The sequence below is a fragment of the Streptomyces litmocidini genome (genome assembly GCF_014649755.1).
Lineage (GTDB): Bacteria > Actinomycetota > Actinomycetes > Streptomycetales > Streptomycetaceae > Streptomyces > Streptomyces litmocidini.
The window spans coordinates 307106-326469 of sequence record NZ_BMTQ01000007.1 but is presented as its reverse complement, the minus strand read 5'-3'; the positions used below and the strand labels follow the sequence as shown (position 1 = coordinate 326469).

Sequence of the window (19364 nt, the reverse complement as noted above, 5' to 3'; positions counted from 1 at the left end):
GCCCGGCCCCGACGCCGCCCCGCCCGTACGCCCCCGCCCGTACGGACGTCTCCGCCCGCCACGGCCCGCCCCGCCCGTCAGGGCGCCTCAGGACAGCAGCTCCCGGTAGAGCGCCCCGTACCGGAAGGCGAACCGCTCCGGGCCGAAGTGGTCCTCGACGAGGGCCCGCCCCCGCTCCGCGAGCATGTCCCAGGAGCGCGGCCGGTCGAGCAGCCACGCCAGCTGCTGCCCGGTGCGGCGCCCGTCGCCCGCCGGGGCCCGCAGCACGGCGTGGCCGAAGTCGGCGAACTGGGGGAGGTCGCTGAGGATCGAGGGCCGGCCCGTGGCCAGCGCCTGGAGCACGGTGAACGGGATGTCCGGAGCGCCGCCGAGCACGACCGGCGGATACAGCAGCACCTGGACGGAGGCGAGCAGCGCGTGCATGTCGTCGACGTACCCCCGCACCTCGACGTCGGGCAGTCCGGCCGCCCCGGCCCGCTCCCGCAGCGCCTCGTCGAGGGCCACGGCGTCCTGCCCCGGCCGTCCCCGCATCGCGAGCACCAGCCGGAACCTGGCCCCCTCCCGGTGGGCCTCCGCCGCCGCCTCGATGGCCGTCTCCGCCCCGCCGTGCGGATCGTGGCGTCCGGCGAAGAGGACCGCCGGGAACCCCTCCGGCCGCGGCAGGTACGGCCACTCGTCGAGGGCGATCATCGGCGGGACGACACGGACGTCGCCGAAGTCGGCGGCCCGCAGCAGACGGGCCATCGACTCGGACAGGGCGACCGTCGTCCCCAGGGGCCGGGAGGGGCCGAGGAAACGGTTGTCCGTCACGCCGGGCACGGTGTGCACGACCGGCCGCCCGCCGAACAGCAGCGGGCGCAGCCGGGAGAGGACCGGGAAGGTGCGGCCGATGGTCAGGAAGGCGTGCACGAGGTCGACCCGGTGGGCGAACAGGGTCCCGGCGAGCGCGGACTGCGTCCGCGCGGGGGCGTGCGGCACGCCGCCCCGGGAGAGGATGCGGACCGGCCGTCCGTGCTCCGGAGCGGGCCGGTGCCCTTTCGGCCCCTGGGCGAACCACACGAAGTCCACGTCCGGCAGCGACCCGAGGACGTCGGAGGCCAGCCGCAGGGCGCCGCCCTCCGCCCCGTCCAGCGGGCCGCCGGTCAGGAGCAGGACCCGGGGCCGCTCACCGCGGCGCATCGGGCACCTCCGCGGCGGCCGGCACGGAGGCCGGGGCGTGCGGCCCGGTCACGGCACGCCGCCGGCGGTCCGGGTCCGCGTGCCGCGCGGCCGGGCGGGGTCCCGGGAGACGTCCGCGTCCCCGGCCGACGTCGGTCAGCAGGTGCACCCCGGGGGCGTGCGGGACGCGGCCCCCGGGGAACAGCGCGTCGGCCTGCGCCCGGTAGCCCCGGACCGGCTCCGCCTTCCGGCCGGGGCCCCGCTCCCCGGCACGGGCCGTCAGGCGGTGCCGGCCGGTGGACTCCGCGTCACCGGCCCGGGCCCGCCTCAGGTGCCGACGGGCGGAGAGGGCGTACGGAGGGGGCGCGGCCTCGGTGAACAGCGTGGCGACCGTCACCGGCGCCCGCCGCCCCGCCCGGCCGAGCAGCGCGCCGCAGGACAGCACGGCGTCGTCCAGGTGCGGCGGGAGCACGATCACCGGCGCACCGGAGCCGAGGACGGTCCGGACGAAGGCGGTCAGCGGGTCGTCTGCCATGGCGCACCCCTCCTCCTCGGTCGCCGCGCGGCGGCGGGTGAGTCCAGGAGCCGGTGGGCCAGCGCCAGGTAGCGGCCCGTCATCTCGTCCCACGCGTAGTGCCGTGCGGCGATCCCGGCGCGGTGGCCGAGACGGCGGCGGAGCGCGGCGTCCGTGGCCAGCTCGGTCATCCGCGAGCCGAACGCCGCCACGTCGAACGGCGGCACGGCCACGTCGCCGTTGCCCCGCATCCAGCGCAGCGCGGGCAGGTCGAAGTGCAGCACGGGTTTCCCGTACGACATGCCCTCCAGGGCCACCAGGCCGAAGGCCTCGTGCCGCGACGGCACCACCAGGAAGGCGCTGTCGCGCAGCAGTTGGCGCTTGCGTTCCTCCCCCGCGTACCCCACCCAGTGGATCCGGGGCTCCGGGCCGGGGGCGTGCGCGGCGACGAGCGCGGCGAGGCGGCGTTCCTCGGCGGGGACGCCGCTGCCCGCGAGCAGCAGGTCGAGCGGGGGCCGCGCCCGGTCGTAGGCGTCGAGCAGCAGGTCGAGGCCCTTGACCCAGGTGTCGATCCGGCCCAGGAAGAGGATGAACTGCCCGGAGCCGAGCAGGGCCTCGTCGAGGAGGGGCTGGTCGACCCCGTCGGGGATGACCTGCACGTCGGCCCGGGGGCTGAGCCGGCGGATCGTCGATCCGTCGGCGGCGTTCAGCGCCACGATGTGCCGGTAGCAGCGCAGGCCGAGCCGCTCGACCAGGAGGGACGGGGCGCGGTACGGCCGCCACGGGGACTCCGTGGGGCGGCCCTGGTCGATGCCGATCACGGGGGCGCCGGTCGTCAGGGGCAGGAAGCTCGTCGAGAACGGGGGAGTGAAGCTCTCCAGCCACAGGTCGTGGCGGATCCGGCGGGCCGCGAGCGGCAGTAGCGCGAGGAACAGCAGCCGGCCGGCGCGCGGGCCCGCCCGGCCCACCGGGAGCCGGACGTAACGGATGCCGTCCCGGTCCTCGGTGCCGCCGCGCCGGCCCGCCGTCACGACGGTCACGCGGAAGTCCTCGGCGAGCCGCCGGGCCACCTTGCCGGCCACCAGTGCTCCGCCGCTCCGGCAGGCGGGGGCGTCCGCGCCGTCGTAGACCGACACCACCACGTGCCGCCGCTCTCCGGCCGTGCCGGACCCCGGCACGGCGGCCGCCCGCTCCCGCTCCCGGAGCACGTCGAGGATCCGTTCCAGGCCCGCCTCGGCCACCAGGGACGGAGCCTTGTCGCCGTCGAGCCAGGCGGTCCCCGGAAGCCGCCGGGACCAGTCGCGGCAGCGGTCCCACCAGGCGGCCGGCGACCCCGCGGCGCTCTTCGGCCCGAGGCTCCACAGCGTCTCGGGACCGGTCTCCAGGAGGAGGGTGAGGCCGTAGCCTTCGGCGATCCGGCGGAAACCGGCCGCGCCGCCGGGAACGGCGGGGAGGCCGAACCTCACCAGTCCGTCCAGCGGCCCGTGGTCCGTCAGGACCACGGCCTGCCCGCCGCGCGCCCGCGCCCGTGCCAGCAGCCGGGCCACGGCGATCCGCGCCGCGAGCCCGGCCGCGTCGAGGGAGGCGTGGACGCGGCGCGGCCAGGGGCCCCGGCGCTCGGGATCCGTGGCGCGTCGCGCCCACGCGCCCCGGCCCGGTCCCGCCGTGTCCCCCCCACGGGGCGTGGCCGGGAGACGGCGGCACAGGAGGCAGCCGTGGCAGGGGAGGACGACGACGGTGGCCCCGCCCTCGCGCAGCAGTGCCGCGAGCCGGCGCACCAGCGAGGAGGTGCCCGCGGTGTCGGGTCCCGACACCGCGACGAGCAGGGGCCGTCGGGAGGTGGTCATGGCGTCCGCCTCCGCCGCTCCTCGGCCGTCGCCGAGAGGAGCCGGGTGAGGAGCCGGGGGTCCCGGGGGAAGGTCTCACGGACCGCACGCCGGGTCCGGCAGGGTCCGGGCACCCGGGGCCCGGGCATGCGATGCGGGGGGACCGGGGCGTGGGCGGGTCCGTGGTCGCGCAGGGGGACCGGGGCGTGGGCGGGTCCGCGGTCGCGCGGGGGGACCGGGGCGCGGGAGGGTTCGCGGTCGCGCGGGGGAGGGGCCGCGGCGGTGGAGGGCCGGGGCGTCGCGGCCGGTCCGGGCGGGCGGGCCGATGGGCCTGAGCCGCTGCCGCGGCGCGCGGTGTGCGGGCGGGCCGTACGGGTGCGCCGCCGGCGTCCGGCGCCCCGGGGCCGGCACACCCGGCTCCGGGGCGGAGGGACGGCAGGGCAGATCCGGTCGGAGGCCCGGCGGGCCGGGTGCGCGGTGGCGGCGCGCGGGGAGCGGTGGAGCGGGTGGCGCCGGGCATCGGCGAGGGGCCAGTCGGTCACGCGTCGCAGCGGGTGCGGAACGGGTGCCACCGGCGTTCGGCTGAGGGGGCTGGAGGTCACGACGAGCCTCTTCCGTCAACCGACCCTGCCGAGGGTGTGCGCTCAGGGCCTGGTCTGTCCTGAAATGTTGCTTTTCTTAGCGATAGCACTGTTCGATATGGTTCGTCAACCGGGACCGTCGGGGACGCCGCGGGAGCCGCGGAGAGGCCCGCGCGCCAGGCGCGAGAGGACGTTGTGCGGCCGCTCGGCGAGGAGCGCGCCCAGGATGCGGGCGCCGTCGCGGACCGTGCGGGGATGCGACGGACCGTGGCGGCGTTCGTGGAGGCGCGGCAGTTCGAGGCTCGGCACCTCGGCGACGCGCAGCCCGTAGTGCAGCGCGTGCGTGACGAGTTCGGCACCGAGTTCCACGCCGTCCTCGCGCAGGTCGAGGAGATCGACGAATGGGCGCCGGAACGCACAGAATCCGTACCAGAGGTCCGTGAGGTGCTGGCCGTACAGCCGACGGGCGATCCGCAGCAGCGCGCGGTGCCCGAGGCGCCGTGCCAGCGGATAGTCGGCGTAGTCGCCGCCCGCGATGAAACGCGAGCCCTTCACGAAGTCGTAACCGCTTTCCAGATAGTGCAGGTAATGCGGGATCTCGTGCGGAGACATGGTCCCGTCGGCGTTCATCAGGACGACCAGGTCCCCGGTCGCCGCGAGCAGGGCCGCGTGCGGGACGTCGCCCCGGGCGGAGTCCCACGCGCCGAGCCGGAGCACGCGGAGTCCCTCGCGCGCGACGCCCTCCCCGGCGGTTCCGCCGACCAGGACGACCTCCCGCACGCTCGACGGCACCTGGTCGAGGAGCCGGTCGAGCGCCGCTCCCGGACGCCCGCCGCCGGGACGGGCCGTGAGGACGAGGCTCACCGTCCGGGTGCCGGAACGGGGCGTCCGGTCGGTCGACCGGCGCAGGGGATGCGAATCGCTGCTCATCGGGAACCGCTACTCATCGGTACGCCCTGGCTCGTCGGTCCGGCCTTCCGGTGACCGGACCGCGTTTCTCAGAATCCTGCGCCCGGGGCGGCGCCGTCAAGGAAAGCGGAAGGACGTGCGGCTTTCCGCGAAGGGACGAACCGCTCCGCCGTGCGGTAAGGACCGTCCTGTCGCGCGGTCGTTTCTGCACGCGTTCTCCGAGAGGCATACAATCCGGTCATGGCAGGGCGAATAGAGGACTACGCCCTCGTCGGTGACCTGGAGACCGCCGCGCTCATCGGGACCGACGGGTCCGTCGACTGGTGGTGCGCGCCCCGTTTCGACTCGCCCGCCTGCCTCGCCGGCCTCCTCGGCGGTCCGGACCACGGCAGCTGGCTCCTCGCCCCGGTCGGCAACAGCCGTTGCACGCGCAGGAGTTACCGGGGCGACACCCTGGTACTCGACACCTTCTGGGAGACCCTCTCCGGCACGGTCCGGGTCACCGACTTCATGCCGCCGCGCTCGCTGGGCCTCCCGGCCGACGGCGGCCCGAGGATCATCCGCGTCGTCGAGGGCGTCGCGGGGCGCGTGGCCGTGCGCGGCGAGTTGAGGCTCCGTTTCCACCACGGCAGCATCGTCCCCTGGACCCGCTCGACGGACCGCCGCACCGTCGTCTCCGTCGCCGGCCCCGACTCCGCCCGCCTCTCCTGCGGGCCCGGCGTCGAACTCGACGTCACCCCCGAGCGCACGAGCTGCGAATTCACCGTCACGGCCGGCCGGCGGGTCGCCTTCGTCCTCGGCTGGAGCCCCTCGCACGCCCCGGCGCCGCCGACCGCCTCGCCCGCCGACGTGGCCGACGCGCTCACCCGCACCCTCGACTTCTGGAACGACTGGGCCGGGGCCCTCCGCTACGAGGGCCCCGCGCGCGAGGCCGTGCTCCGCTCCCTGCTCACCCTCAAGGCCCTCACCTACGCCCCCACCGGCGGCATCGTCGCCGCGGCCACCGCCTCCCTCCCGGAGTCCATCGGCGGCGGCCGCAACTGGGACTACCGCTTCTGCTGGCTGCGGGACTCCACCTTCACCCTCTCCTGTCTGCTCCGCAGCGGCTACCGCAGGGAGGCGCTGGCCTGGACCGAGTGGCTGTTGCGCGCCGTCGCGGGCGACCCCGCCGACCTCCAGCCGCTGTACGGGGTCGAGGGCCAGCGACGGCTCCCCGAGACGCACGCCGACTGGCTGCCGGGCTACGAGAACTCACAACCGGTCAGGTTCGGCAACGCGGCCGTCGGCCAGTTCCAGCTCGACATCTACGGCGAGGTGCTCAGCACCGTCTACTCGGCCGTCCGCGCGGGCGTCGTCCTCGATCCCGCGGCCTGGGCCCTGGTCGCCTCGCTCCTGGAGTACCTCGGCAAGCGCTGGCGGGAGCCCGACGAGGGCATCTGGGAAGTCCGGGGCCCGCGCCGCCACTTCGTCCACTCCAAGGTCATGGCCTGGGTCGCCGCCGACCGGGCCGTCCGCCTCGCCCGCGTCGCCGGGCTGCGCGGCTCCCTCGGGCACTGGCAGGCGCTCCGCGCCGAACTGCACGCGGAGATCTGCGCCCGCGGGTGGAGCGAGGAACAGCGCTCCTTCACCCAGTACTACGGAAGCCGGCAGGTCGACGCCACCGCCCTGCTGATCCCCCGGCTCGGCTTCCTGCCCGCCGGCGACCCCCGCGTCCTCGACACCGTCCGGGCGATGGGGCGGCTCGACGACCACGGGTTCCTGCGCCGGTACGGCGACGTCCGGGACGGCGGCACGCACGACCTCGACGACTTCGGCGGCACCGAGGGGACCTTCGTCGCCTGCACGTTCTGGTACGCCGACGCGCTCGCCGTGACGGGCCGCGCCGACGAGGCCCGGGCCGTCTTCGAGCGGCTCCTCGACGTCCGCAACGACGTCGGGCTCCTCGCCGAGGAGTGGGACCCCGTGGCCGGCCGCCAGCTCGGCAACACGCCCCAGGCGCTCAGCCACGTCGCCCTGGTGAACACGGCGTTCACCCTCTACGGCACCCGTCGCCACGACCGCGACCGGGGCCGCCTCGCCGTGGCGTGATCGCGTCGGCCTCCGGCACGGTGCCGGAGGCTCGGGGGCCATGTCCCGGTACCCCGCGCTTCCGAGCGCCGGGGGCGCCCCCGGGGGCCGCCCGACCGGCCGTGCCCCGGCTCCGGGGGGTGCCGCCGCGTGCCCTCCCGGGCGGCCGCGGGCCCCGCCCGCCCCGTTCCCGCCCGTCGGCGTGTCGTTCGGGTGCGTCCAGCGGGCGCCACGCGCGCGCGTGGGTTCGAATCGGGGCATGGCTTCCTACGACAGGCTCCGCGCCGGCGGCCCCCCGAGGCCGCTGAAGACCGGTGACACCTGGTGGTACGCCGCCGTGGCCGGCGAAGCCGCCGGCTCGTTCAGCACACGGGCCCGCACCCGGGCCCGGCGTGCCTGCCTCGGGGCCGTCCTCGTCCTCACCGTCGTCTACGCGGGCCTCGTGCTCACCGCCACCGGCCGCCGCTGGGGCGACGCCGCCGTGACCGGCCGGCGCGCCGACTCCGCGGCCGTCACGGTGCTCCGCGATCATCCCTCCCTCGCCGGGCTCACCACCGTCTCCCTCGCCCTCGGCTGCGTCCTCCTCCTCGCCGTCGGACTCATACGCAGGCGGTACGCCCTCACCGCCGCCGCCGTCGGTGCGGTCGTCACCGCCCTCGCCCTCACCGGACTCCTCCAGCGGTACGCGCCCCGGCCCCGGCTCGTCGACACCGCCGGCGCCCTCGTCCCCAGCGGATTCCCCAGCGCCCAGACCACGCTCGCCCTCGGCGTCGCCCTCGGTCTGGTCCTCGTCGTCCCCCACCGGCAGCGCGCCCTCGCCGTCGGCGCCGCCACGCTCTGGGCCGCCGCCGTCGGCACGTACACCATCGCGTCGGGTCGTCACCGGCCCGGCGACGTCATCGCCGCCGCCCTCGTCGTCCTCGCCGTGACCTCCGGCCTCCTCGCCGTCATCGCCCGCAAGGGCAAGGTCCGCCCCGCTCCGCGACGCGGATCCGCCCTGCCCGGCCTCCTCGCCACCGTCCCGCTCGCCCTCCTCGCCGCGGCCGGCCTGGGCGCCGGACTGTGGCTGCTCGGCGACACCCTCGCGCTGCCCGCCACCGCCCCGTACGACCCGGCGGAGCTGCGGCTCGCACACCGCTGCGGCCAGGCCCTCGCCGCGGGCGTGGTCGCCGCCGCCGGTCTGATCCCGCTCTTCCTGCTCCGCCGCGTCGACGTGGACGGCGCCCCCGCCCCGTACCGGCTCGGCGGCCCCTTCGTCGAGGCCGCGGGCGTCCCGCACGACGGAGAGGTCGTGGGGCCCTTTACCGAGGACGGCGATCACGAGATATCTTGATGTCGAGCAATCTCGCATACGCAGACGTGGAGCGGAGCACCTGGTGACTGACTCGACCATCATCTACACCCACACTGACGAGGCGCCTGCCCTGGCGACGTACTCGTTCCTGCCCGTGATCCAGGCGTATGCCTCGCAGGCCGGCGTCACGGTCGAGACGCGTGACATCTCCCTCGCGGGCCGCATCATCGCCGTCTTCCCCGAGTTCCTGGAGGAGGGCCAGCGCATCCCCGACGCCCTCTCCGAGCTCGGCGACCTGGCCAAGACGCCCGCCGCCAACATCATCAAGCTGCCGAACGTCTCGGCGTCCATCCCGCAGCTCAAGGCCGCGATCGCCGAGCTCCAGGCGCAGGGCTACGCCCTCCCGGACTACCCGGACGACCCGCGTACGGACCAGGACAAGGACGTCCGCGCCCGTTACGACAAGATCAAGGGCTCGGCCGTCAACCCGGTCCTGCGCGAAGGCAACTCCGACCGCCGCGCGCCCGCCTCGGTCAAGAACTACGCCAAGACCCACCCGCACCGCATGGGCGCCTGGACCCCCGAGTCCAAGACGAACGTCGCCACGATGAGCGAGAACGACTTCGCCTCCACGGAGAAGTCCGCCGTCATCGAGAAGGACGACACCCTCCGCTTTGAATTCACCGCCGCCGACGGCACCGTCAGCGAGCTCCGCGAGCCGCTGAAGGTCATCGCCGGCGAGGTCGTCGACGCCGCCGTCATGCGTGCCGCCGCCCTGCGCACCTTCCTCAGCGAGCAGGTCGCCCGTGCCAAGGCCGAGGGCGTGCTCTTCTCCGTGCACCTCAAGGCCACGATGATGAAGGTCTCCGACCCGATCGTCTTCGGCCACGTCGTGCGCGCCTTCTTCCCGAACACCTTCGCCAAGTACGGCGAGGTGCTCACCGCCGCCGGCCTGTCCCCGAACGACGGCCTCGGCACCGTCCTGGGCGGCCTGGACGCCATCCCGCACGGCCTCGGCGCCGAGATCAAGGCCTCCTTCGAGGCCGAGCTCGCCGAGGGCCCCGCCCTGGCGATGGTCGACTCCGACAAGGGCATCACCAACCTGCACGTGCCGTCCGACGTCATCGTCGACGCCTCGATGCCGGCCATGATCCGCACCTCCGGCCACATGTGGGGCCCGGACGGCCAGGAGGCCGACACCCTCGCGGTCCTCCCGGACCACAGCTACTCCGGCGTCTACCAGGCCGTCATCGAGGACTGCCGCGCCCACGGCGCCTTCGACCCGTCGACCATGGGCTCCGTCCCGAACGTCGGCCTCATGGCGCAGAAGGCCGAGGAGTACGGCTCCCACGACAAGACCTTCGAGATGGCCCAGGCCGGCACCGTCCGCCTCGTCGACTCCGAGGGCGGCGTCGTCCTGGAGCAGGAGGTCGCCGAGGGCGACATCTTCCGCGCCTGCCAGACCAAGGACCTGCCCATCCAGGACTGGGTCAAGCTGGCCGTCACCCGCGCCCGCGCCACCGGCGCCCCGGCCGTCTTCTGGCTGGACGAGAACCGCGCCCACGACGCGCAGCTCATCGCCAAGGTGAAGCAGTACCTGCCGGAGCACGACACCGAGGGCCTGGACATCAAGATCCTGTCCCCGGTCGAGGCCACGAAGTTCTCCCTGGAGCGCATCCGCCGCGGCGAGGACACCATCTCGGTCACCGGCAACGTCCTGCGCGACTACCTGACCGACCTCTTCCCGATCCTGGAGCTGGGCACCAGCGCCAAGATGCTGTCGGTCGTCCCGCTGATGGCGGGCGGCGGCCTCTTCGAGACCGGCGCCGGCGGCTCCGCCCCGAAGCACGTCCAGCAGCTCGTCAAGGAGAACTACCTCCGCTGGGACAGCCTCGGCGAGTTCTTCGCCCTGGCCGCCTCCTTCGAGCACCTCGCGACCACCACGGGCAACACCCGCGCCCAGGTCCTCGCCGACACCCTCGACCGCGCCACCGGCACCTTCCTCAACGAGGACAAGTCGCCGACCCGTCGCCTCGGTGGTATCGACAACCGCGGCAGCCACTTCTACCTGGCCCTCTACTGGGCCCAGGAGCTGGCCGCCCAGACCGAGGACGCGGAGCTGGCCAAGGCCTTCGCCCCGCTCGCCGAGACCCTCACCTCGAACGAGCAGAAGATCGTCGACGAGCTCGTCGCCGTCCAGGGCTCCCCGGCCGAGATCGGCGGCTACTACCAGCCCGACCCGGCCAAGGCCGCGGCCGTGATGCGCCCGTCCGCCACGTTCAACGAGGCCGTCGCGTCCCTCGCCTGATCCGGCGCGGCACCCGCACCGCCCCGGCCGGAACTCCTCCGGCCGGGGCGGTCCCGTCGGTGGCGCATCTCACCCCCCGGTGTGACCCTGGAGGGCATGAGCTGGGCATCTTGGACGACCGCCGGTGTCTACACCGGGCGAGGTGGGGTGCTGACCGAGGAGGTGGGCGTCGTCACGGGCGATCTGACCGTGCACACGACGTTCGCCGACCGCGAGGCACGCGTGGCCGTGCAGTACAGCGGCGCATCCGACTGGTTCACCATGTCGGGCAGTCCCGTTCCGTGCGGATCGGAGGAGGAGAGCCGCGAGCTCCACGACGCCGTCGTGGCAGCCGTCCGGGAGGGGAACGGGGCCACGGTCCCGAGCCTGCCCGTACCCCCGAGATAGCCGCCGTCCCCACAGAAGTGTTATCCCTCCCGTACCCACGGGTCTCCCATGCCGGGGGACTCGTACCAGGGATGAGGGAGCAACACCCATGCACAGCGACGAGCGACGCACCACCGCCCTCGTGGAGGCGGCCAGGGCGGGTGACGCGGACGCCAGGGACGCGCTGGTCCGCGCCCATCTGCCGCTCGTCCACGACATCGTCGGCCGGGCCCTCGACGGCCACGCCGACACGGACGACATCGTCCAGGAGACGATGGTCCGCGCCCTCGACGGCCTGACCGGCCTCCGGGACCCGTCCCGCTTCCGGTCCTGGCTCGTCGCCATCGCCATGAACGGGATACGGCGCCGCTGGCACGAGCGCCGGCGGGCGCCCGAGCCCGGCCTCGACCGGGCCACGGACCTCGCCGACCCGGCCGGCGACTTCACCGACCTCACCATCCTGCGCCTCGGCCTCTCCGGGCAGCGCCGCGACGTGGCCCGCGCGACCCGCTGGCTCGACGAGGACGACGCCGAACTCCTCGCCCTGTGGTGGCTGGAAGCCGCCGGCGAACTCACCCGCGCCGAGCTCGCCGAAGGCCTCGGCATCACCCCGCAGCACGCCGCCGTCCGCGTCCAGCGGATGAAGGAACGCCTGGACACCGGCCGCGCCGTGGTCCGCGCCCTGGACGCCCTGCCGCCGTGCCCGGAGCTCACCGAGGCCCTCACCACCTGGGACGGCCGCCCCTCCCCGCTCTGGCGCAAGCGGATAGCCCGCCATCTGCGCACCTGTGCCGCCTGCACCTCCCGCGTGGCGGGCCGCAGCGGCCTCGCCCCCGTCGAGGGCCTGCTCGTCGGCATCGGCCTCGTCCCGCCCCTGACGGCCGCCGCCACGCTCACGGACACGCCGGCGACGGAGTACACCGCCCACGCGACCGAGCTGCCCGACGCCACCGGCACCGGCACCACCACCGGCACCACCACCGGCACCGGCACCGGCACCGGCGGACGGTGGACCCCGCCGCGGCGCGCCCTCGCCGCCGGGGTCGCGGCCGTCGCCGTCCTCGGGGCGGCCGCCCTCCTCGTACCGCCGCGGCCGGAGGCACACCTCCGGCCCGACCGGACCGTCGCCGCCCCCGCGGTCACTCCGGCCACGGCCGCCCCGAGCCCGTCGGTCACGGCCGCCCCCGCGCCCCCGCCCACGACCACCGCGCCCGCGCCCCGCCGCACCCCGCGCCCGAGGCCGGCCCCCGACCCGGGGGAGCGGGTCACCGCGCTCGTCAACCGGCTCCGGGCCTCGGCCGGTTGCGCTCCGCTGCGGACCGACCCCCGGCTGGTCGAGGCGGCCCGCGCCTCCGCGCGCGACATGGTGGCGCGCGGCTACTACGGGCACAGGACCCCCGAGGGCGACTTCGCGGACGCCAGGATCACCGCCGCCGGATACGACTGGAGCGCCTGGGCGGAGAACCTGGCCCGCGGCGCGGCCGACCCGGAGGGCGTCGTCGAGGACTGGCGGGACGGGGCCATGCACGAGGAGAACATGCTCGACTGCCGGTACCGGGACACCGGCGTGGCGTCGGTGCCCGGTCCCGGCGGCAGGATCTGGGTGCAGCAACTGGCCGCCCCCGCCTCCTGAACGGCGGGCGGGCCCCTCAGCGCCTGGCGCCGAAGTCCTGCACCCACCAGGGGCCGCCGGCCGCGAGGGACACCCCGACGCCGATGTCCTCGAAGGAACAGTTGAGGATGTTCGCCCGGTGCCCGGGGCTGTCCATCCAGTCCTCCATGGCGCGGGCCGGGGTCTTCGGCCCGCGGTGGATGTTCTCCCCCCAGGCCGCCCACTCGTATCCGGCGCCGTTCATCCGGTCGCCCGCGTCCCGGCCCTCCGGGCTGTGGTGCTCGTAGTAGCCGCGGGCGGCCATGTCGTCGGCGTGCCCCTGGGCCGCGTCGCGCAGGTGCTCCTCCGGGCGCAGCGGACCGCAACCGGCCTTTCCCCGCTCGGCGTTGACGAGCGCGACGACGTCCCGCACGAACCGCGCGGCCTTCCCGGTGGCGGCCCGGTCCGGGGCCGCCGCCCCGGGTGGGGCCGCGGCGGCCGGCGTGCCGGTGGCCGGGGCGGCCACGTACATCCCGGCCGCCACCGTGAGGACCACCGCCGCGGAACCGGCGAGGACGACGGCGGTACGGAACGACGGACGGCGCGGGCCGCGTCGCCGCGCCCCGCCGGGTCTGCGGTGCCGGCCCCCGGCGCGTGGCCGGAGGCCGTCGAGGCGGTCGGGGCGCGCCGGGCCCTCAAGGTCTTCGGAGTGGCCGGGACGGTCGTGGTGCCGCATGGAGCTCCGTTCTCTCGCCGGGATCGCCGGGCGGCCGGTGCCGGGAGGACCACCGGGGCGACGGCGGTAAGGCTTTCCGGCCACCGCGGCCCCGACACCCCTCGTCAACACGGCGCGTCAACCCGTGTCCGAGCCTCTCAGCCCTGCGGGACGACCGCCACCGGGCAGGGCGCGAGGTGGAGCGCCGCGTGCGCGACGGAGCCGATCCGCGACCCGACGGCCCCGCGCCGGGCCCGCCGGCCGACCACGAGCAGCTGGGCACCGCCCGAGACGGAGAGCAGCACCTGACCGGCGCTGCCCAGCTCGACGTGCTCGGAGACCGGCACGTCGGGGTACCGCTCGCGCCAGGGGGCGAGGGCCTCGCGCAACGCCTTCTCCTCGTACGGGACGAGCCCGCCGGCCTCGTCCGCGAGCCGCATCGAGGCCGGGCTGTACGCGTACAGCGGCGGCAGGCTCCACGCGCGCACGGCCCGTACGCCCGCCCCGCGCGCGGCGGCGGTCTCGAAGGCGAAGCCGAGCGGGGCGGCGCTGTCCTCCGGGCTGCCCAGCTGACCGACGAGCACGTATCCCGACGGCGGTTCGGCCTGCTCGCCGTCGCGGGACCGGACGGCGACGACCGGCCGGGCGGAGGCGGCGATGATCCGCTGCCCGTACGAGCCGAGCAGGAATCCGGCGACGGCGCCGTGGCCGCGCGAGCCGATGACGAGCATCTCGGCCCGGTCCTCGGTGCCGAGCAGCGCGGTGACCGGGACGTCGGGGAGCAGTTCGGCCGTGAGCGCGAGCCCCGGGTGGCGGGCGGAGATCGTGGCCTCGGCCTCGTGCAGGACGGCGTACGCCGCGCGCTGCTGGGCGTCGGGGTCCTGGACGAGGGGAAGGTCGAGCGGTTCCCAGCGCCACGCGTGCGCGAGCCGTAGCGGGAGGCCCCGGTGCAGGGCCTCCCGGGCGGCCCAGTCGGCCGCGGCGAGGCTCTCGGGGGAGCCGTCCACTCCTGCGACGATCTCACGACTCATCGGGCTGCCTCCGTCGGTGCGGTGACGGGCCCGCCGGCCGGCGGGCCCTCCTCCCTCCAGCTTGGGCCCATCGACGGCTCGACGAGGGGGACGGACGTCCCGACATGCCGGTCCGTCCGTCCTCCGGTGCCTTTCCGCTCAGGCCAGCAGCGTGAGCCGGGCGTGGGTGCCGTGGAGGTAGTGGTCCCCGATGTCGCGCAGCCGGTGGGCCGCCTGGGTGGAGGCGGTGAGCGCGCGGGCGTTGCGCCAGAAGCGGTCGAAACCCGGTCCGCCGCCTTGGGCGCCGGCTCCCGCCGCGCCGTCGACGAGTTCGAGGACGCGCGTGGTGATGTGGACGGCCGCCCGTCCGGTGACCGTCTCGGCCGCCGCCACGAGGACGGCGATGTCGGCGCGTTCCTCCAGGCCGAGCGACCACTCGGCCGGCAGCCCCCCGGCGAGGGCGTGCGTGGCCCGCTCCACCACCGCGGCGGCGGCGTGCGCGGCCGTCGCCAGCTCCCCGTAGGCGAGCAGCAGGTACGGGTCGTCCCCGGCGCCGAGGGCGCCGTCCGCGCCCGTCGGGCCTCCGGCCCGGTCGGCGGGGACGGCGCCCGCCTGTCCGGCGCGGCTGACGTCCCGGGCCTCCGCGAGCGCCCCCTCGGCGATGCCGAGCCCGACGTGGACGAGGAGCAGCCGCAGGGCGAGCGGGGCGAGGGCGGTGAAGGGCGCGACGGCGTGCTCGTCGTGCGGGAGGGCCCCGAGGACGTGCCGGGCCTCCACCGGGACGTGGTCGAACGTGACGGTGCCGGCCCCGGCCAGGCGCTGGCCGACCCGGTCCGCGGCGGCCTCCGTGAACACCCCCGGGTGCCCCGGGTCCACGAGGACGACGAGGAGGTCGCCGGAGCCGCCGGGCCGCGCGCCGACGACGAGCCGGTCGGCGACCGTGACGCCGGAGGCGAAGGCCCGGCGCCCGTCGAGGATCCAGCCGCCGCCGGGGCCCTCGGCGGGCGTGAGCGTGAGGCCGGGGGTGGATTCGGAGGGCGGCGGTTCGATGCCGCCGGCGAGCAGCCAGCGCTCCTCGGCCGTGCACACGTCGAGGGCGAGCGCGGGGGAGCGGGTGCCGCCGGTGCCGGGCGCGGGGCCGAAGAAGCGGCTGCTCCAGGACAACGCGTAGTGGTGGGCGAGGAGTTCGCCCACCGAGCTGTCGGCGGCGGAGATCTCCCGCACGACCGCGCAGGCGGCCTGCCAGTCGGCGCCCCGCCGGGTCGGTCCCGGCGCGGTGAGGAGGCCGGGCAGGCCCGCCTCCTGGAGGCGGGCGACCTCGTCGAAGGGCGCCTTGCCGGCCCGGTCCCGGGCGAGGGCGTCGACGGCGAGGTCGTCGGCGATCTCGCGGGTGACGCGGGGCCAGATCTCGTCGTCGCCCGGCCGGTCGACGGGTCCGCCGGCCGGTGCGGAGGCGGTCCGTATCGCTGTTCTCCTCGGCGATCTCCTCGGCGTACTCACGTCACCTCACCCGATCCCTAGTATCCCCACTGGAATAGTAGGGATACTGGCAGAGGCGGCCGCGCGACCCCAAGGGGCGTCCACGGGTCGGACAAGGTCGTGTCGATGGGCGAGACCGCGTCGGATCGACGCAGGTGGCGAGAGGGCGACCCCGGTCGGTCAGGGGTTCGTCCAGGCCTCCGGATCGTCCGCGAGCGCCACGATCCCGGCCGGCAGCTTCGCCGCCGCGAGCTCCGCGAGGGACACCCCCAGCACGCCCCGGACACTGGCCCGCAGGGCGATCCACAACGTCAGCAGCGACTCGGCCGGCCCCGAGTACGACAGGTCCGGCGGCCGTTCTCCCCGTACGGAGACCAGCGGGCCGTCCACGCAGCGGATGACGTCCGCGACCGAGATCGTCTCGGCCGGACGGGCCAGCCAGTACCCCCCGTTGCCGCCCCGCTGGCTCTGCACCAGACCGCCCTTGCGCATGTCGCCGAGGATGCCCTCCAGGAACTTGTGCGAGATGTCCTGGTCCACCGCGATGGCCTCCGCCTTGAGCGGCCCCGCGTCCTGGGCTGCGGCGAGCTGGAGGGCGGCCCGCACCGCGTAGTCGGCCCTGGCTGAAATGCGCATGCGCGCATTATCCCGCACGGGTGCGGCCGGAGCCGTGCACCCGGTTCCGCGCGCCCGTGGGCGTTCCGGCCGCCCGCGCGGCGACTCGTACCGCACCCCGAGACAGCCCGTACCGCACCCCGAGACGGCCCGTACCGCACCCTTGACGGCAACCGCGGCCCGCCGGACACTCGAGGACGGGAAACCGAGCGAACAGGTAGGGAACCATGGGACGCACCGGCCGGAGGGACACCCCGCCCGCCCCGTCCCTCCCGCGTCCGCCGTCCCTGACCTCCCGCCGGCACATCGATCTGCTGCGGGTCTGCAGCGCGGCGAGTCGCCGTCCCCGCGCGGGCGTCCACCCCGTCCGCTGAGACGCCCGCCGCGGTCCGCCCGTCTCCTCTTCCCGTACTTCTGCCGCCCCGGGCCCCGCGCGGCCGCCGCCGCGTCGCACCGCCGCGTCGCGCCGTCGCGCGCCGCCCGAGCCGGCACCGAGCACCCCCGAGGGAGAACCATGTCCGTCGTCGTCCCGTCCCGGCTCCTGCCCGCCTCCGCCGCCGTGCCCGTCTTCCGGGGCCGGATCGGCCGAGACGCGAACAGCGGCCACTACGCCGTCCCGCACCGCTACCGCCTCCACGTCGACCCGTCCGACCCCCGGTGTCTGAGCATCGCCCTCACCCACGGCCTGCTCGGACTCGACGCCACGCTCCCGCTCACCGTGCTCCCCGGCACCCCCGACACGCCCGACGGCGGGTACGCCGCGCTCCGCCCGCTGTACGAGGCCAGCGCCCACCTCTACACCGGCCCGGCCGCCGCACCCGTCCTCAGCGACGGCTGGACCGGACGGATCGTCAGCACCCACGTCCCCGACATCCTCCGGGACCTCGCCCTGCGCTTCCGCGGAGACGGTCCCGACCTGCTGCCCGAAGCGCACCGCGACGACGTCGACGCGATCGCCGACCTGTGCGAGCGGAGCGTCAACCGGGCGGCCCAGCGCGCCGGCGAACTCGGTCTCGACGGCGAATCCGCCCACCACGACCCGCTCACCGTCCTCCTCGCCGCGCTCGGCTCCCTGGAGCGCCGCCTCACCCACCGGCCGTACGTCCTCGGCGACGCCCCGACCGCCGCCGACGTGCACGTCTGGGTCACCCTCGTCCAGCTCGACACCGTGCACCGCTGGCACCTCGACGCCGCCGCCATGGACCGCGTCGCCGCCCACCCCGCCCTGTGGGCCTACGCCCAGCGCCTCGCCGCCCGCCCCGAGTTCGCCCGCCACCTCGACGTCGACGCCCTCCTGCGCCGCCACCGCGCCCACTGCCGCGGCCGCGAAGCCGCCGGCGCGGCCATCCGCCTCGTCGACTGGTCCGCCGGACGCTGACGGGCACCGACACCGCCCGCCCCGCCTCCGGCGGGCGCCGTCGGCCGCCCGGGGAGCGACGCCGCCCGCCCCGGCTCCGGCGGGCCCGTCCCTCCCCCCGACGCGCCCGCCCCCGCCTCCGGCGGGCGCCGTCAGCCGATGCGGCGTCCCGCCAGCGGAGCCGTGTCGTCGCCCGTGCCCCCGCGGACCCCGCGCAGGAACGCCTCCAGGGCCTCCAGCGAGCTCGCCGCCGGCTCCCAGCCCAGCTCCTGCCGGGCCCGTTCGGTGGCGAGCAGCGGCAGGTGCCGCAGCGCGTCGAAGAGACCCGGGGAGGCGGGGACCAGCCGCAGCCGCCAGGCCGCCGACAGGGCGCCCCGCACCGCGCCGGCGGGCACCTTCACCGGCCGGGCGTTCAACAGCTCGCCCAGCGTCGCCCCGTCGATCACCGGGTCCGCGGCGAGGTTGAACGGGCCCCGGACGTCCCGCAGCAGCGCCCTGCGGTAGGCGTCCGCCGCGTCCTCGGTGTGCAGGACCTGGAAACGGAGCCCCTCGAACTCCGGCAGCAGCGGAAGCAGTTCGGGCCGCATCAGCTGGCCCGGGAAGAACCGCCCCGCGAAGATCCGCCGCTGCTCGCTCGCCGACTCCTCCTTGAAGAGGAACGCCGGACGCATCCGGACCACCCGGGTCAGCGGATGGTCCCGCTCGAACGTGTCGAGGACCCGCTCCAGATAGGCCTTCTCCCGGGTGTACGCGGCACCCGGCCACCCGTGCGTCGGCCACGCCTCGGACACCGGGGAGCCGCCTTCGGGGCCGGGGGAGTACGCGCCCACCGAGGAGGCGTGCACCAGGACCGGCACCCGGGCCGCCGCCACCGCGTCGAAGACGCGGACCGACCCCAGGACGTTGGTCCGCCAGGTCTCCACCGGGTCGTGGGTCGGCCCGAACCGCCAGGCCAGGTGCACCACCGCGTCCGCCTCCGACAGGTACTGCGCGAGCCGGGGCTCGTCCCCGTCGCGGGAGAGGTCCAGCTCGGCCCACTCCACCCCGGGAAGGTCGAAACCGGGCCGGCGGCGGGCGAGGCCGAGGACGGAGCCGACCTCCGGCTCGCTTGCCAGGAGCCGGACGAGACTCGTGCCGACGTTGCCGGTGGCGCCCGTGACGACGACGCGCGAAATCGTGCTCGGATTCATGTCTCCGACCCTCCGCCATGGGCGGCGGAAGCGCATTCCGGCAACCACCCCTGGCCCTCGTTGTCACCCAGCGTGTCCGTATGGGTCGCGGACACGGCCGACGGCCGGGAACATGAAGCGACTCAGGAGACAGGAGAACGGCCATGCTGCTGCCCGACAGGAACACGGTCGACCGGCTGCTCCGGCACTTCCGCGCCCAGGAGCGGACCGTGCTGGACAGGCCGTGCGACCTGTCGGCCCGCCGGCGCTTCGAGGACACGGCGTACACCCTGTGCGTCCTGATGGGAGTGCGCACCGCCCGCGAGGCCGTCCTCGCCGCGGAGCGCTACGTGACGACCGCGGAGATCAGGAATCGAGAAGCACGCCCCCCGTGCCGCCACTAGC

16 protein-coding genes are annotated in these 19364 nt (G+C 75.8%); 7 read left to right on the top strand and 9 right to left on the bottom strand.

Annotated features, from left to right (window positions below; genetic code table 11):
* Positions 1-87 precede the first annotated feature (87 nt).
* The 4 genes from IE180_RS18360 to IE180_RS18345 form a co-directional block, all read right to left on the bottom strand.
* The gene (locus IE180_RS18360) at positions 88-1179 is read right to left on the bottom strand and encodes a glycosyltransferase (RefSeq protein ID WP_190157956.1); all 1092 of its coding nucleotides are present in this window, start codon (positions 1177-1179) and stop codon (positions 88-90) included.
* On the bottom strand, positions 1166-1693 hold the full coding sequence (locus IE180_RS18355; RefSeq protein ID WP_190157955.1) for a hypothetical protein: 528 nt from the start codon (positions 1691-1693) through the stop codon (positions 1166-1168). The genes IE180_RS18360 and IE180_RS18355 overlap by 14 nt, the downstream gene beginning before the upstream one ends.
* On the bottom strand, positions 1675-3519 hold the full coding sequence (locus IE180_RS37205; RefSeq protein ID WP_190157954.1) for a glycosyltransferase family 4 protein: 1845 nt from the start codon (positions 3517-3519) through the stop codon (positions 1675-1677). Before IE180_RS37205 ends, IE180_RS18355 begins: the two co-directional genes overlap by 19 nt.
* A gap of 686 nt (positions 3520-4205) precedes the next feature.
* Complete coding sequence (locus IE180_RS18345) at positions 4206-5009, bottom strand: glycosyltransferase family 2 protein (protein ID WP_190157953.1); 804 nt, start codon at positions 5007-5009, stop codon at positions 4206-4208.
* A 219-nt stretch (positions 5010-5228) separates the two neighbouring features.
* On the opposite strand from IE180_RS18345, the gene IE180_RS18340 reads away from it, so the two are divergent.
* The 5 genes from IE180_RS18340 (at position 5229) to IE180_RS18320 (ending at position 12656) form a co-directional block, all read left to right on the top strand.
* Entirely contained in the window at positions 5229-7076 is a 1848-nt protein-coding gene (locus IE180_RS18340) for a glycoside hydrolase family 15 protein (RefSeq protein WP_190157952.1), read from the top strand.
* Between the two features lie 238 nt (positions 7077-7314).
* A complete protein-coding gene (locus IE180_RS18335) occupies positions 7315-8388 on the top strand; it encodes a phosphatase PAP2 family protein (RefSeq protein WP_190157951.1) in 1074 nt (357 codons plus the stop codon).
* Positions 8389-8431: 43 nt separating this feature from the next.
* A complete protein-coding gene (locus tag IE180_RS18330) occupies positions 8432-10657 on the top strand; it encodes an NADP-dependent isocitrate dehydrogenase (protein WP_190157950.1) in 2226 nt (741 codons plus the stop codon).
* 96 nt (positions 10658-10753) lie between these two features.
* Positions 10754-11044, top strand: a complete 291-nt coding sequence (locus IE180_RS18325) for a hypothetical protein (RefSeq protein ID WP_093877461.1) — start codon at positions 10754-10756, stop codon at positions 11042-11044.
* An 88-nt stretch (positions 11045-11132) separates the two neighbouring features.
* On the top strand, positions 11133-12656 hold the full coding sequence (locus IE180_RS18320) for a sigma-70 family RNA polymerase sigma factor (protein ID WP_190157949.1): 1524 nt from the start codon (positions 11133-11135) through the stop codon (positions 12654-12656).
* A gap of 16 nt (positions 12657-12672) precedes the next feature.
* On the opposite strand, the gene IE180_RS18315 is transcribed toward IE180_RS18320, so the two are convergent.
* The 4 genes from IE180_RS18315 to IE180_RS18300 form a co-directional block, all read right to left on the bottom strand.
* Positions 12673-13350, bottom strand: coding sequence for a CAP domain-containing protein (locus IE180_RS18315; protein WP_190157948.1), 678 nt, complete (start codon positions 13348-13350; stop codon positions 12673-12675).
* A 137-nt stretch (positions 13351-13487) separates the two neighbouring features.
* Entirely contained in the window at positions 13488-14360 is an 873-nt protein-coding gene (locus IE180_RS18310; protein WP_190157947.1) for a universal stress protein, read from the bottom strand.
* A gap of 138 nt (positions 14361-14498) precedes the next feature.
* Positions 14499-15839, bottom strand: coding sequence for an acyl-CoA dehydrogenase family protein (locus tag IE180_RS18305; protein ID WP_190157946.1), 1341 nt, complete (start codon positions 15837-15839; stop codon positions 14499-14501).
* Positions 15840-15998: 159 nt separating this feature from the next.
* The gene (locus tag IE180_RS18300; protein WP_190157945.1) at positions 15999-16454 is read right to left on the bottom strand and encodes an RrF2 family transcriptional regulator; all 456 of its coding nucleotides are present in this window, start codon (positions 16452-16454) and stop codon (positions 15999-16001) included.
* A gap of 493 nt (positions 16455-16947) precedes the next feature.
* On the opposite strand from IE180_RS18300, the gene IE180_RS18295 reads away from it, so the two are divergent.
* Entirely contained in the window at positions 16948-17811 is an 864-nt protein-coding gene (locus IE180_RS18295) for a glutathione S-transferase C-terminal domain-containing protein (RefSeq protein WP_190157944.1), read from the top strand.
* Between the two features lie 131 nt (positions 17812-17942).
* On the opposite strand, the gene IE180_RS18290 is transcribed toward IE180_RS18295, so the two are convergent.
* Positions 17943-18980, bottom strand: coding sequence for an NAD-dependent epimerase/dehydratase family protein (locus tag IE180_RS18290; protein WP_190157943.1), 1038 nt, complete (start codon positions 18978-18980; stop codon positions 17943-17945).
* Positions 18981-19123: 143 nt separating this feature from the next.
* Here IE180_RS18290 and IE180_RS18285 point away from each other — a divergent pair, with 143 nt between their 5' ends.
* A complete protein-coding gene (locus IE180_RS18285; RefSeq protein WP_190157942.1) occupies positions 19124-19363 on the top strand; it encodes a DUF5133 domain-containing protein in 240 nt (79 codons plus the stop codon).
* Position 19364 lies beyond the last annotated feature (1 nt).